This window comes from Nereida ignava, from assembly GCF_001049735.1.
Lineage (GTDB): Bacteria > Pseudomonadota > Alphaproteobacteria > Rhodobacterales > Rhodobacteraceae > Nereida > Nereida ignava.
In genome coordinates this window covers 19,826-33,345 of sequence record NZ_CVPC01000006.1, presented here as the reverse complement: position 1 = coordinate 33,345, position 13,520 = coordinate 19,826, and the positions used below count along the sequence as shown (strand labels likewise).

Annotated in this window: 17 protein-coding genes; 6 read left to right on the top strand and 11 right to left on the bottom strand. The window is 55.3% G+C overall.

The genetic code is table 11. The features are described 5' to 3' along the window. Positions 1–208 precede the first annotated feature (208 nt). Both greA and NIG5292_RS07165 read left to right on the top strand, forming a co-directional pair. The gene (gene greA / locus NIG5292_RS07170; protein ID WP_048598847.1) at positions 209–679 is read left to right on the top strand and encodes a transcription elongation factor GreA; all 471 of its coding nucleotides are present in this window, start codon (positions 209–211) and stop codon (positions 677–679) included. 6 nt (positions 680–685) lie between these two features. Then, entirely contained in the window at positions 686–1,708 is a 1,023-nt protein-coding gene (locus NIG5292_RS07165) for a hypothetical protein (protein ID WP_048598846.1), read from the top strand. Between the two features lie 2 nt (positions 1,709–1,710). Here the strand turns inward: NIG5292_RS07165 and NIG5292_RS07160 are convergent, their stop codons facing one another. Genes NIG5292_RS07160 through NIG5292_RS07145 form a run of 4 tightly spaced genes read right to left on the bottom strand, consistent with a single transcriptional unit; the run spans position 1,711 to position 5,841 of the window. Next, positions 1,711–3,873, bottom strand: coding sequence for a molybdopterin-binding protein (locus tag NIG5292_RS07160; protein WP_048598845.1), 2,163 nt, complete (start codon positions 3,871–3,873; stop codon positions 1,711–1,713). Further along, entirely contained in the window at positions 3,870–4,364 is a 495-nt protein-coding gene (gene mobB / locus NIG5292_RS07155) for a molybdopterin-guanine dinucleotide biosynthesis protein B (protein WP_048598844.1), read from the bottom strand. Before mobB ends, NIG5292_RS07160 begins: the two co-directional genes overlap by 4 nt. Then, positions 4,361–4,951, bottom strand: coding sequence for a molybdenum cofactor guanylyltransferase MobA (mobA, locus tag NIG5292_RS07150; protein ID WP_048598843.1), 591 nt, complete (start codon positions 4,949–4,951; stop codon positions 4,361–4,363). Before mobA ends, mobB begins: the two co-directional genes overlap by 4 nt. After that, a complete protein-coding gene (locus NIG5292_RS07145) occupies positions 4,948–5,841 on the bottom strand; it encodes a formate dehydrogenase accessory sulfurtransferase FdhD (RefSeq protein ID WP_048598842.1) in 894 nt (297 codons plus the stop codon). Before NIG5292_RS07145 ends, mobA begins: the two co-directional genes overlap by 4 nt. 49 nt (positions 5,842–5,890) lie before the next feature. Between NIG5292_RS07145 and NIG5292_RS07140 the strand changes: the two genes are divergently transcribed. Together NIG5292_RS07140 and NIG5292_RS07135 are read left to right on the top strand one after the other, a co-directional pair. Next, positions 5,891–6,604, top strand: coding sequence for an AzlC family ABC transporter permease (locus tag NIG5292_RS07140; protein WP_048598841.1), 714 nt, complete (start codon positions 5,891–5,893; stop codon positions 6,602–6,604). Continuing rightward, complete coding sequence (locus tag NIG5292_RS07135) at positions 6,601–6,939, top strand: AzlD domain-containing protein (protein ID WP_048598840.1); 339 nt, start codon at positions 6,601–6,603, stop codon at positions 6,937–6,939. The genes NIG5292_RS07140 and NIG5292_RS07135 overlap by 4 nt, the downstream gene beginning before the upstream one ends. A gap of 12 nt (positions 6,940–6,951) precedes the next feature. On the opposite strand, the gene NIG5292_RS07130 is transcribed toward NIG5292_RS07135, so the two are convergent. The 4 genes from NIG5292_RS07130 to NIG5292_RS07115 form a co-directional block, all read right to left on the bottom strand. Beyond that, complete coding sequence (locus tag NIG5292_RS07130; RefSeq protein ID WP_074842095.1) at positions 6,952–7,575, bottom strand: hypothetical protein; 624 nt, start codon at positions 7,573–7,575, stop codon at positions 6,952–6,954. A gap of 4 nt (positions 7,576–7,579) precedes the next feature. Next, positions 7,580–7,720, bottom strand: a complete 141-nt coding sequence (locus NIG5292_RS07125) for an aa3-type cytochrome c oxidase subunit IV (protein WP_048598839.1) — start codon at positions 7,718–7,720, stop codon at positions 7,580–7,582. A 102-nt stretch (positions 7,721–7,822) separates the two neighbouring features. Then, the gene (locus tag NIG5292_RS07120) at positions 7,823–8,272 is read right to left on the bottom strand and encodes a DUF6173 family protein (protein ID WP_048598838.1); all 450 of its coding nucleotides are present in this window, start codon (positions 8,270–8,272) and stop codon (positions 7,823–7,825) included. 39 nt (positions 8,273–8,311) lie between these two features. Beyond that, on the bottom strand, positions 8,312–8,770 hold the full coding sequence (locus NIG5292_RS07115) for an Lrp/AsnC family transcriptional regulator (protein ID WP_199555578.1): 459 nt from the start codon (positions 8,768–8,770) through the stop codon (positions 8,312–8,314). Positions 8,771–8,884: 114 nt separating this feature from the next. Between NIG5292_RS07115 and NIG5292_RS07110 the strand changes: the two genes are divergently transcribed. Then, a complete protein-coding gene (locus tag NIG5292_RS07110; RefSeq protein WP_048598836.1) occupies positions 8,885–9,094 on the top strand; it encodes a DUF6356 family protein in 210 nt (69 codons plus the stop codon). Here NIG5292_RS07110 and NIG5292_RS07105 read toward each other — a convergent pair. After that, complete coding sequence (locus NIG5292_RS07105; protein ID WP_048598835.1) at positions 9,091–10,131, bottom strand: MBL fold metallo-hydrolase; 1,041 nt, start codon at positions 10,129–10,131, stop codon at positions 9,091–9,093. The genes NIG5292_RS07110 and NIG5292_RS07105 overlap by 4 nt on opposite strands. A gap of 9 nt (positions 10,132–10,140) precedes the next feature. Then, positions 10,141–11,868 carry an acyl-CoA dehydrogenase family protein gene (locus tag NIG5292_RS07100; protein ID WP_048598834.1) on the bottom strand — a complete coding sequence of 576 codons (1,728 nt, stop codon included), beginning with the start codon at positions 11,866–11,868 and terminating at the stop codon, positions 10,141–10,143. A 117-nt stretch (positions 11,869–11,985) separates the two neighbouring features. On the opposite strand from NIG5292_RS07100, the gene NIG5292_RS07095 reads away from it, so the two are divergent. Then, positions 11,986–12,909 carry an L-threonylcarbamoyladenylate synthase gene (locus tag NIG5292_RS07095; protein WP_048598833.1) on the top strand — a complete coding sequence of 308 codons (924 nt, stop codon included), beginning with the start codon at positions 11,986–11,988 and terminating at the stop codon, positions 12,907–12,909. A 6-nt stretch (positions 12,910–12,915) separates the two neighbouring features. On the opposite strand, the gene NIG5292_RS07090 is transcribed toward NIG5292_RS07095, so the two are convergent. Then, the gene (locus NIG5292_RS07090; RefSeq protein WP_048598832.1) at positions 12,916–13,494 is read right to left on the bottom strand and encodes a YqgE/AlgH family protein; all 579 of its coding nucleotides are present in this window, start codon (positions 13,492–13,494) and stop codon (positions 12,916–12,918) included. Positions 13,495–13,520: the final 26 nt, after the last annotated feature.

Below are 13,520 nucleotides of genomic sequence, written 5' to 3'. Positions count from 1 at the left end.
TTTTTTCGGCTCCAATAAATGTTGCAAAAATATATGGCGACAGGAATTAAAGGGGTCAATTGAAAAAAGGCGCTGGTTTTTCATTACGCGGCGCCTTGGCTGCAATTAGTCGCTCAATCCTGTGCCTGCTCCTTGCATTTCCCTTTGCTTTTGCGTTTTGTAGCGCAATAGATCGAGCAACAAAACCACGGCCTTAGAAAGACAGAAAATGGATAAAATTCCTCTCACAAAAGCTGGCGCAGATCGACTTGATGCGGAGTTAAAGGGACTGAAATCTAAGGATCGCCCCGAGATCATCGCAGCGATCGCGGAAGCGCGTGAATTGGGCGATCTTAAAGAGAACGCCGAGTACCACTCTGCCCGTGAAAAACAGAGCTTTATCGAAGGCCGCATCGCAGAGCTGGAGGCTATCCTCAGCCGTGCAGATATCATTGACACCTCAAAAATGTCGGGCACCGTCAAGTTCGGCGCGCATGTTGAATTGGTTGACGAAGACACCGATGAAGAAAAGACCTATCAAGTTGTGGGTGAGCCAGAAGCCGACATTGAGCGCGGCCTGCTGAACATCGCCTCGCCGTTGGCGCGCGCTTTGATCGGGAAAGAAGAAGGTGACAGCATCGAGGTCCGCACCCCCGGTGGCACGCGGTCTTACGAAATTCTGTCCGTGAAATTTTCGTAACTCGTGATGGCCACAACCTCACCGCATTCACAGCCTCAATCCAAGTCACAGCCGAAAAATGACTTGCTTGCCCCGCCCGAACGCAGCGCGATTTCCTCGACCGAGGTGATCGCAGCAGCGCTGACGCTTGTGTGGTTAATCGGTTCAGCGGTATTCTTTTTGATGCTGCCGACAGAAGGATCATTCAACAGCCTTCAGTTCGTTATGGTCCTACTCGCGGTTTTTATGCCCGTGGCGTTAATTTGGGTCGCTGCAACGGCAGCGCGTTCGATCCGTGTGATGCGCGAAGAAAGCGGCAGGTTGCATTCGGCCATCGACGGGATGCGCAAAACATATCTTGAGCAACAGAAGGCCGTCACTGAAACGACGCGCCCAGACGTTGAGAAAAAGCTCGAAGAAATCGCAGCCACAGCGCGCGAAACATCTTCGGCGCTGGCAACATTCACTTCAAGCCGTTCTGATGCCCCGCGCATCAGCATCGATGCAATCAAAGCAACCACCAGCGCGGACGGGCAAACCGCCCTTCCCCTCGGCACACCGATGGAAGCGCTGCAGCCCGCGCTTGAAAACGAAGATTTCATCCGCGCACTCAATTTCCCCGAGACCGCCGAAGACACCGTTGGCTTCGCCGCACTTCGCAAGGCCCTAAAAGATCACCGCGCCAGCCAACTGATCACCGCCGCACAAGACATGCTGACCCTGCTGAGCCAAGAGGGCATCTACATGGACGACCTGCGCCATGATCGCGCCAAACCAGAGCTGTGGCGGCGCTTTGCGCAAGGTGAGCGCGGCCCCGCGATTGCAGCCCTTGGCGGTGTACGCGACAGATCATCCCTGGCCCTAACCGCAGGACGCATGAAAGAAGACGTCATCTTTCGGGACGCAGCGCACCACTTTTTGCGCCGATTTGACAAAGTCATGATGGAATTTGAACCACACGCATCCGATGCGGAATTGGCAAAACTGTCCACAACACGCACCGCATTGGCATTCATGCTTTTAGGTCGTGTGGCCGGAATGTTCAGCTAAACCTACAGACCAAGACTTGAAAACGGAATGTAGAGAACGGGTGTCCCAAGGGTGATATCCTGCGCCTCGTCTGGCAACTCCACCAGCCCTTCGGCCCACGACAGCCCACCAATCCGGCCAGACCCTTCTGAGGCAAAAACCTCGGCAACACCGTTACGCAGACGGGCCCGCAGAAACTCGCGGCGGCCTTCTTTTTTACGCTTTGAAAAACCCGCGGGTACGGTCACTGCTTGCGGTGCTGCGAAATCCCCACCAGCCAAACAGATCATCGCGGGACGTGCAAAAATAGCTGTGCAGACAAAGGCTGCAACGGGATTTCCAGGCAGGCCGAACACAGGCACACCGCCCCACATCGCCAATGCCAGCGGCCGCCCGGGTTTGACCGCAATCCGCCACCACGCAAGCGAGCCTGAACTTTGCAACAGCTTTGAAACGTGGTCCTCATCACCCGCGGATGCGCCACCTGATGTCAGGATCACATCCGCAGACTTAGCCGCTTCATCAAGTGCTGCCTTCAATGCGTCCGGATCATCGCGGATGATCCCCATATCAACAGGTTCAAACCCCCAAGCCGTGATCATCGACAAAAGCATGGGGCGATTTGCATCAAAAATTCGACCCGCTCTGGCGGTACTGCCCGCCTCGACCAACTCATCACCGGTAGAAATAACTGCAACACGAAGGGGTGCGCGAACGTCAATATCACTAATCCCACCAGCCGTCAGAAACGCTGCATCCGCAGGGGTGATTTTACGCGAAGCGCGCAGCATCACATCACCTTTCATAACATCTTCACCAGCCTTGCGCGTGTTGGCGCCTTTGCGTAGGCCTCCGTGGAAAGCGATGCGAATGGGCTGCCCCTGCTCATCCGCCTCAACAGTGCAATCCTCTTCAAGTACAACCGTATCAACACCGATCGGGACAACCGCGCCCGTCAAAATACGGATTGCATGACCTTTTGGAACAGCACCCGAAAACGGCGCGCCAGCGGCGGCGCGCCCCATAACAACGGGTAATTCGTTGGGCCCTTCCAAGATCGCATCTGCCGAAAACCCATACCCGTCGACCGCGCAATTAGCGTGTGGTGGGTTTGCGCGCTGTGCGAAAACATCACTCGCAAGGTAGCGCCCCACCGCGTCTTTCACCGCAATGGTTTCTGTAGCTGTTACGGCACGAACCCGCTTTTTCAACTGATCCAGCGCCTGATCCACGGGCGTCCAACTGACGCCTTGCGGCATCGCAAAACAGTCGTTCCCAAGAGGCGGAGGCGTCAAGCTGTCGCCATCTGTTTTTTGCTTTCGCACACCCAATATCCACCCTTCTTCCGAGGCAATCTGCGCAGCTTTCGCGTCCGTCGTCTGATCGAAACCTGCGCCAAAAAGCGCGTCCAACTCAGCATTCTCAAACGCCTCGCAAACCGCGCGGACCTGACGCGCGTCGAGCACATCAAATATCGTTCCATCATCGCCCATGCGAAGCGTTGCATCAAACAATGACGGGTAAATTTCAGCCAGTACAATATTTGTTGCGGGCTTTGCAAAACCTGTCTCAAACGGCCAAACTGTAATGCCGCCGCCGTAGCGCACCCGCAGCTTGGCCAACATCGGCAACCCCACAAGAGACTGCCCACCAACAGAGCCCGGAGTGTAGAGCTTCCACATTGGTTGCGCGCTTGAGGTCAATGCCTCGACCGTGCGGCGCTCAGGGAACTGCCGGGGGTCCCGCTCGGACCCGCGTTGGCGCAACGCATCGGTTTCAGCACCCCTCGGGCACCCCCAAAAAGGTCCGATACTATCCAAAGCGCGGTTGATCTGATCGGCCACTTCAAAGCGATTATTTTTGTTGTCCGGCCCATCTTCAATGCGTTCGGCCAGCCAATCCCATACGCCAAGCGCAGAAGATTGCCCCGTCAGAGCCTGTGCAAAACCCTGTGGGTAGCCGAAACCAAAATCGAACCCGACGAGAACCCGCGAGCCAGCATCTTGCGCCCTATTAAGCATCGCGCAAATAGCATCCATCGCCGACAGCCGCGTTCGAAAATACTGCATGTCTACTGGCTGCCCGCGCACCTTTAAGCCAACATAAATCGCGTTCGCAACGGGCTTGGCCGAAGATGGCGTCGAGGAAGATGACCAATCGACCGCGATGATCTGATCGAAGCTCACAGACCCGCCTTTGCGCAGATGAAATCCGTAATCGCGACGGTATCATCCAAATCAAATTGCGGTTTTGGCGTATCAAGCACTGTGTCAGTGGCATAGGCTAATACCGATGCGTCCTCGATCATGGATTGGGATGTTTGCTGCCGGTAAGCACACACTTTGGGGTGCGTGTCCCGTTTGAAGCCTTCGACCAAAACCAAGTCAACGGGCGCCAGCTGTGCCAGCAATTTCTCAAGCGGTGGCTCAGCCTCTCCGCGCAATTCAGTCATCAACGCCCACCGGTTTGCACTGGCCAAAAGCACTTGTTGTGCGCCTGCATCGCGGTGGCGGTAGCTGTCTTTGCCCTGCTGGTCGATGTCGAAATTATGATGCGCATGCTTCAACGTGCTAACTGAAAAACCGCGCGCGGTAATTTCAGCCACAAGCCGCTCCATCAGGCCCGTCTTTCCTGCGTTTTTCCAGCCAATGACACCAAAAACCTTTTGCTCCGTCATAAGTACCGCTCCGCCTGCGCCAAATCTTCAGGCGTATTGATATTAAAGAACGGATCAAAAGAGCCAACTTCAAACGAAGCGGCTGCCGCATGATGCTGATCGGTCCACGCGACGACTTTGCGCAGGCCCCCTTGCAAGGCCGCGCGCAGATCATCGCGCAAGGCGACTGGCCAAATTCCAAACGTAGGATGACGGCCATCCGTTGCCGCCAAAGCCAGCGGGTGGGTCATATTATCAGCAGCCATCATCAAACGGGGCGTCAAATCACATGGGAAAAACGGCGTGTCCGCAGCAACGCTTACAACCGTTTCCGCACCCTGCTCAGCCGCCCAATCAAGACCCGCAAGAACACCCGCAAGAGGACCAACAAACCCACCGATACTGTCAGCAACCACGTCATGACCAATTTGGCCAAACCGCGCAGAATCACCATTGGCGTTAAGGCACAGCCCCGCCACTTGCGGTTCAAGACGCTCAATCACCAGCTCAAGCAACGTTGTGCCGCCAAGCTGCAAAAGCGCCTTGTCCCCGCCGCCCATCCGGCGTGCTTGGCCACCCGCCAGAATAACACCGAAGGGTTGCTTCATTGCTTCGCTCCCTTACGGCCAGATTTCGATGGCTCGTCGCGAACGCAGGCAAGATCAGCATCGCGCACCAACCGGTCATTTCCAGCCAAACAGACAAACCGCTGCCCACGCATCCGGCCAATCAACGTCAAACCAACTTGCTGGGCAATCTCGACGCCCCATGCCGTAAAGCCAGAACGTGACACCAAGGCCGGAATACCCATCATCGCTGTTTTGATCACCATCTCCGATGTAAGGCGGCCTGTGGTGTACAAAATCTTGTCCGATGGGCTGACACCCTCTGACAGCATCCAGCCAGCTACTTTATCAACTGCGTTATGGCGACCAACGTCCTCCATATAAACGAGGGGACGATCTTGTTGGCAAAGCACCGTGCCGTGAATAGCACCTGAGGTCAGATAAAGGCTGGGTGTCGTGTTAATCTGATGCGCTAATGCGTAAAGCCATGACGTTTTCACAGGCACTTGGGGCAACGTCACGCCCTCAAGGCCCTCCATCATATCACCAAAAACTGTCCCAACAGCACAGCCGCTGGTGCGTGTCTTTTTCTTGAGTTTATCCTCAAACACCGTCTGATTGGCCGTGCGCACAACCACAGTCTCAAGCTCTTCATCGTAGTCTACGCCAGTGACGTCAGAAGCATCATCAAGCATCCCTTGGTTGCGCAAAAACCCAAGCGCGAGGTATTGAGGGAAGTCACCAATCGTCATCGCCGTGACGATTTCCTGACTGTTCAAATAGATGGTCAAAGGACGTTCTTCGACCACGGGCGTCTCAATCTGAGCACCAGTATGATCCACCCCCGCAACCGAACGCGTCAGGCGCAAACCACCGCGCGCACCCAGTGGATCTGGCGCGATAATGTAATCTGCCTCATCAGCCATTTGCATCCCCCTGACACTCGTCTAAGTCATGTCTCGAATAACCTAGAGAGTCACAATGTCATCTACCACCGCGAAATCGACATATCTGCAGGGCTTCCGCGACGGCCTGCCGTTTCTTTTGGTCATCGCACCATTTGGACTGTTGTTTGGGGTCGTGGGCACGGAAGCCGGATTAAACATTGCAGAAGTCATGGGCTTTGGCGTTTTGGTCATCGCGGGAGCCGCGCAATTCACAGCAGTGCAGCTTATGGTCGAGGACGCACCCACGCTTATCGTGCTGGCAACATCGCTTGCTGTGAACCTGCGCATGGCCATGTATTCCGCCGCAATGGTGCCGCATCTGGGCAAAGCCGGCCTTTGGCAACGTGCGCTTGTGAGCTATTCGATGGTGGACCAAACATACGCACTTGCGGATCAAAAATTCCAAGACGAAACCGCTTGGACCCTCCCCCAAAAGCTGCGCTATTTTGCGGGCACCGTCACACCCATTTGCTCAACGTGGTATGCGATGACCTACGTTGGGGCAAAACTGGGAAGCTCTATTCCGCCGGAATATGCGCTCGACTTTGCGATCCCGATTACGTTCCTCGCACTTATCGCACCTGCTTTGCGCACACTGCCACACGTTATTGCCGCGGCGACGTCTGTTGTAGTGGCCCTATTGTGCATGAATGTGCCCTATAGCCTTGGAATTATCATCGCAGGCATCGCGGCTATGATCGCGGGCGCTCAGGCTGAGTTGATGCTGAAAAAGGAGCCTAAGTCATGATTTCGGATGATGTAAAAGTTTGGCTAATTATCGGTGTTTTAGCGCTTGGGACCTTCATTAGCCGCTTTTCATTTTTGGGCCTGATCGGTGACCGTGAATTGCCAGAATGGATTTTGCGACACCTTCGCTACACGGCCGTTGCTGTTTTGCCCGCGCTGATTGCACCGGTTGTGCTGTTTCCGCCTGCGACAAACGGTGAAGTGGACCCCGCGCGCCTGTCAGCCGCGATTGTCACGTTGGCCGTTGGTGTTTGGACACGCAACGTCCTTTGGGCAATCGTTTTGGGTGCAGCGACACTTTACGGGATGCTCTATCTCACTGGTGGTTTTGGTTAAAGTGCCAGCGCGTTAGTCCAGATCAACATCAATATACTGCGAAAGCGCCACGGCTTTATTGCCGTCATCCGTCTCATAATATTCTTGTTCCGTTACACCGGAAAGTGCGCCAAACCGCTCGCGCGCTTTGTTGGGAAAGTATGTCGTGCCAATGCTTTCAAAGCCGTCAAGCTGGCTCAAGATGCTCGTGATGCTTCGGGTGCACCCCGCCGCAGGGACAGCGCCGTTGTTGATCACCAACTGAAGGGCTTGCTCGGCCACACCCGCGGGCACTTCGATCGTTTGCTCAACCACACGGTGGGTAATGCGGGCATGGGCACCAATATAAAATCGCTTATAAAGTGGCGTAATACCGTAAAGCACATCACCACGCTCGGGGATTGACTTGGCCTCAAAACTCCCAGCTGGGTCAAACAAAACGCGCTGCGATCCGTTGACCAGCAGGGCGCTGTGGGCGCCGGAATTAGTACCGTTACTTACAACAGTAATCAAAGAAAGGGCGGGAGGGCCGTCGTGGCGATAAACGCTCTCGCGGATTTCACTATCTGTCGCGGTTGGCAGGTCCTGAGGGGGTGTCAGGCACCCCGCCAGCAGCACCGCCGCTGTGAAAAGTGCAGCAATGCTCCGCGTTTTCATCCGCTTATCCGCCAATAATGGCGAGCAAGATCAACGTCGCAATGATGATCACCACACTCCACGTTGTGAATTTTACGAAGCCCGCAAAAGTTTTCTCTTGGACTTCGATGTCCATTTTACCGTGCTCGTGCTTGTCATCAGCCATGTCTAATTTCCCGTTTAGCTAAGTATTCTTGAGGCGCGCATAAAGCATATTTGCACGCATTTCTAGTGATTTCACTGCCCCTGCGACACTGCTCACACCGGCTTAGGCAACAGGCTTTTCAAGCTGCTCGGCAAGGCGGAAGCCAATCCGGTTAGGCTCAGGCGCGTCAACCTCTTTGGGAATTGCGCGCAACATCACATTAAGCTGGGTGACGTGCTGTACCAACTGCGTCTTGGCGCCTGCTGCGTCCGTGCCGTAGAACGTAACAATATCAGGGTCAAAATATCCCATGCCTTCAATCCGCAGCACGCCTGCCTCGCCACCCGCGAAACCCATTGCCGCCTCATGCTCGGCGTCAAGCGTTTCTTCAAACTTCTTAAGGTACAAAACCACCCGTTCATAAGCCCATTGTGCGGGGCTTTTCTTACTGACCGCTTGGGTCATTGCGGATGGCAGTTCTTCATCCTCGGTGCCTGCCGCGCTTGCGGCGCGCATCTTTGGCAACACATCATCTTCCAATGCGTCCGCGCTTGTTTTGATCACGTTATCCATCGTTACTTCCTCCGCCAATTACACGCCCACACCGCACCATCATAACGGCAACGCAGTGGTATCCTTGATGTCTTCCATAACAAAGCTTGCAGAGATATCGGAAACCGCAACCTGCGCGATAAACTTTTTGTAAAACCGATCATACGCCGCAACATCCGCGACACGCACGCGCAGGACATAATCAAGATCACCGGTCATTCGGTGTGCACCAACAATTTCAGGAAACAAGCTGACAGCACGGTTGAACAAACGCATCCATTCCGCATCGTGATTATTCGTCCGCACCATTACAAAAACCAAAAGCGGGCAGCCCGCCTGTTCTGGATCAAGCAGCGTCACACGCTTGCGTATCAACCCCGTCGCCTCCATCGCCTTTATTCGCCGCCAGCACGCATTACGAGACAGGTTTGCATGTTCGGCCAACTGATCAAGACTAACAGTAGCGTCGTCCTGCAAAGCAGCTAGCAAAGCGTTATCAATAGAATCTAAATTAGCCATAATTGGGATTTTATCCCAACTTTACCCATTTTGACAGTATATTTTGGGACACAGCCTCATAACCGCGCAGCCATAGTAAAGACACAACCACCCCAACACCTGTCGGAGCCTGATATGACCCGTGTCCTCACTGCCCTTTTCTCTGATCATCCTGCCTCAGTGAACGAGACCTATTTTGAGCATATGCGCTTTGCAGCGACGTTTGCATTTTGGCTGATGGCGGCCGCTTTTTGCGCTGCAGTGCACGCAATCATTCCTGCCCTATTCGAAAAGACCGCTGGCAACATTATCCGCCGCCTAAATGACAAAATCACCAATCGCTAAGCGGTGTCTGTCACCCGCTGAAACAGCCACTGACCATCCTTAGACATGGTCCGCGTTGCCCGCCCGTGATGCCAAAGATGTAAGCAGTGCGAGAGGGCCTCAACAAGCGCCAACCCGTATTCGCCGCCTACAATCTGCCGTTTAAACAATGGCATAAAGCACTGCGCCGCAGTTCGCGGCTCTGACAAATGGGCCTCTAGGCGGCGCAGTGCGCCGTGGTGATTTTCAATCAACTGCCGCATCCGCACGGGCAAGCCTGTAAATGGCAACTTGTGACCCCCTAAAACAAAATGATCGTCGCGGGCCAATGCGCCCAAACGCTCGCACGCCTCAAGCCAATCAGCAACAGGGTCCGCCTCCGGCTCGGTCGCGTAGACACCAATGTTTGAGCTGATTGAAGCAATGATCTGATCGCCAGAAATTACCAAATTGTCATCACGGCTCCAGAACGTTGCATGCTCAGGGGAATGCCCATTACCGATGTGAATGTCCCAGGTACGCCCGCCCATAATGATAGATCCACCCTGTTGAATGCGCGTGTAGCCAAGGGGCATCGGCGCGACACAATCAGCGTAGTTGAAGGGCCGCTCATTGCGGCGTTGTTCAAGAATATCAGACGCCATCCCAGCACGATGCCAGAAATCAACTGTTTGCGCAGTCGGCCTGTCCTGCGCATCCAGTTGCAACATGCGGGAGAAAAGCCATGTTGTCCGGGTACAAATAAGTTCTGCACCAAATTCGGACTGAAACCAGCCCGCAAGACCCACATGATCGGGATGGTGATGGGTGACGATAACACGTTTAACCGGCTTGCCGACCAAAGGGCCATCCCTCAACGCGCGCCAAATACTCCGGCTCCGCTTAGACGTAAACCCCGTATCGATGATCGTCCAACTGTCGCCATCATCAAGGGCGTAAACATTCACATGATCAAGCGCCATGGGTAGCGGCAAACGCATCCACAGCACACCTTGAGCGACTTCGATTGCTTCACCCTCGGCGGGCGCTTGCGCGAATGGATAGGCCAGTTTTGTCATGGCACAGGTCTAGGCGAGCAGGTCCTCGGTGGAAAGCGCATAAAGATCATCGGCTCCCTCGCGCGCATGGGCAAGAAGGCCTGCGTGCTCGGGCAACAACCGCTTGATGTAGAACCTCGCAAGTCGCGCGCGGCCACTATCAGGTCCCGCAGCAAGTGCCGACTTAAGGTGATAATGCCCCCCAAGAACCCGTGCAAACCCGCGCAAATAAGGTACGGCACCGGCAAAGCGGTGGTTGCTATCTGATTGTGAAACCATCCACTCGGTTGTCTCGCGCAAAGTCTCGGACGCCTCCCAAAGAGGGCCAGCAAGACCTTCATGCGTACCGCGGCAGCTTTCCGCTTGGGTTTGCACTTCCTCGATCAGCGCAAAAGCGGCATCTCCGCCGTCGGCCAGTTTTCTGGCCACAAGGTCCATCGCCTGAATGCCGTTTGTGCCCTCGTAAATAGCGGTGACGCGCGCATCACGACTGTATTGAGCGGCACCTGTTTCCTCAATGAAACCCATTCCGCCGTGCACCTGAATGCCCTCAGCCGCCACGGCCATGCCAACGTCGGTTCCAAATGCTTTGGCGATTGGCGTCAGAAACGCGGCCCGTGCGTGCCAAAAGGTATCCCTGGTGGCCGTTCCCATATCAATCGCCGCAGCGCAGGACAGAGCGATCGCGCGCGCCGCAAATAGATCAGCTTTCATCGCAACCAACATCCGACGCACATCTGCATGGTCAACAATAGTGCCAGTAGCGACAGCATCATTTGATACGTTCGTGCGTCCTTGCTTGCGGTCCCGCGCATAGCTTAACGCGTGTTGAAGCGCCCCTTCTGCAACTCCTGTGCCTTGAATTGCCACACCGACGCGGGCGTTGTTCATCATGGTGAACATTGCCGCCATGCCCGCATGCTCCGCCCCAACAAGCCAACCAGTCGCACCATCATATTGCATCACCGCAGTGGGCGACGCGTGCAGGCCCATCTTATGCTCAAGGCTGACCACATGCAGCGCGTTGGCTTGGCCTGCATCGCCATTATCATCGGGTAGATACTTCGGGACCATGAAAAGGCTAATACCCTTGGTGCCAGCAGGTGCATTTGGCAAGCGCGCCAAAACAAGATGGCAAATATTTTCCGCCATGTCGTGATCACCGTAGCTGATGTAAATCTTTTGCCCCGTAATCTCGAACGTTCCATCCCCGCGCGGCACCGCTCTGGTGGTCAGCGCGCCAACATCACTGCCTGCTTGTGGCTCGGTCAGGTTCATCGTGCCGGACCATTCACCACTGATCAGCTTGGGCAAATATGTCTGCTTAATCTTGTCATCCGCGTGGGCTTCAAGCGCCTCAATCTGGCCTTGGGTCATCAGCGGGTTCAATTGAAGCGACAGGCACGCGCTCGCCATCATCTCGTTCACCGCTGAGGTCAGCGTTAGCGGCAGGCCCATCCCGCCGCCATCAGGGTGCGCCGAAATTCCCATCCAACCGCCATCCGCCAAGGCACGATACGCCTCTTTGAAGCCATCGGGCATGACAACAACGCCGTCTTTCAACACCGCATGCTGAATATCACCTACCCGCTGCAGCGGGGCCAAAACTTCTTCGCAGACTTTACCAGCCTCAGACAAAAGCGCGTCGGTGATGTCGCTGCTCACGTCCTCAAAACGGGCCGTTGCACAGATGTCTGAAAACCCAACAACATGGTCGAACAAAAATTTATACTCAGCAACAGGCGCGACGTATGGCATGAAAACTCCGGTAATTTACGCAGGCTTGGCAATCCAACCCCATAAGCGTAAGTCAGTTTGCACGGCCACAGCATCGCACGGCCACCGACCTCAATCAATGGGAACGCGGCGTCATAGATGGAAACGAAACTGCTCAAGACCGCCCAAGACGCAGGCACACTTTTGGCCCAAGGCGGGTTGGTGGGGTTTGCAACCGAGACCGTCTATGGGCTTGGCGCCGATGCAACGAACGCAACCGCCGTGGCGCGCATTTATGAGGCAAAAGGACGGCCAAGCTTCAATCCGCTGATCATCCATGTGCCAAGCCTTGCCGATGCCGAACCCTACGTGGAAATGAACGAGATCGCACGACGCCTTGCCGCCACATTTTGGCCCGGCCCCTTAACACTTGTGCTGCCTCTGAGGCCCAATTCAGGCATTTGCGATCTGGTCACCGCAGGCCTTTCAACCGTGGCAATCCGCGTGCCTGACCACGAACAAGCCCGCGACGTTTTGCGCACAGCAGGCACCCCGATCGCAGCGCCCTCCGCAAACCCGTCAGGTCGCATCAGTGCCACAACAGCCCAGCACGTTATGCACGGCTTAAGCGGCCGAATTGACGCCGTGTTAGAAGGGGGCCCTTGCAGCGTGGGCTTGGAGTCCACAATCGTTGCTGTGGCACCCACACCAACTGTTTTGCGGTTTGGCGGATTGGCCTTGCGTGACATCGAAGCAATCACCGGCCCACTTTCCCACGACACGACACCCGCCGCCATCGCCGCCCCCGGCCAGCTAAGCAGCCATTACGCGCCGCGCCAAGCGTTACGCATGGATGCCGCCAGAGCCGAGGCCGGCGAAGTGCTGTTGGGTTTCGGAGAAGTGCAATGTGATCTTAACCTATCGCCACGCGCAGATCTGCGGGAAGCGGCGGCCAATTTGTTCACCCATCTGCACAGTCTTGATCGCCTTGACCAGCCGATCGCCGTATCACCTATTCCAGATCACGGACTTGGCCGCGCTATCAACGACCGCTTGCGCCGGGCCGCTGCACCGCGCGATTAAGGTGACCTAGGCCTGTCCGCCAACTACCGACAAAAGCCGCGGATCAATCCCCAGCATATCAAGCGCGACTGATCTTTTGTCATCGCTTGGCGTATCGAAAACAAGCGCGCTATCTGCCTCAACCGTAAGCCACCCGTTCATCGATATTTCAGCTTCCAGTTGGCCGGGGCTCCATCCCGCGTAGCCCATCGCCATAACCATGCTGCGCGGCCCAACGCCTACGGCAATATCCTCTAAAATATCCCGCGTTGCAGTCATTCCAACGCTATCTGATACCTGCAAGGTGCTGTCGTTGCCGGCATAATCACCACTGTGCAATACAAAGCCGCGCCCCTGTTCAACTGGACCACCGTAATACATTGGCACGCTCTCAACAGGCTTAAGCGGCTCAATTTCAAGATGCTCTAGCAGTCCTTTGAATGTCACCTTCTTGGTCGGCTTATTCAGGATCAGCCCCATCGCACCTTCAGACGTATGGTCGCAAATATAGACCACGCTGCCGGCAAATCTTGGATCATCCATGCCGGGCATTGCGATCAGTACGTGACCTACCAAGGTGGTTAGAGGAAAATTTGGGTCGCTCATGTCATCACCATGAGACACCAAAGAAC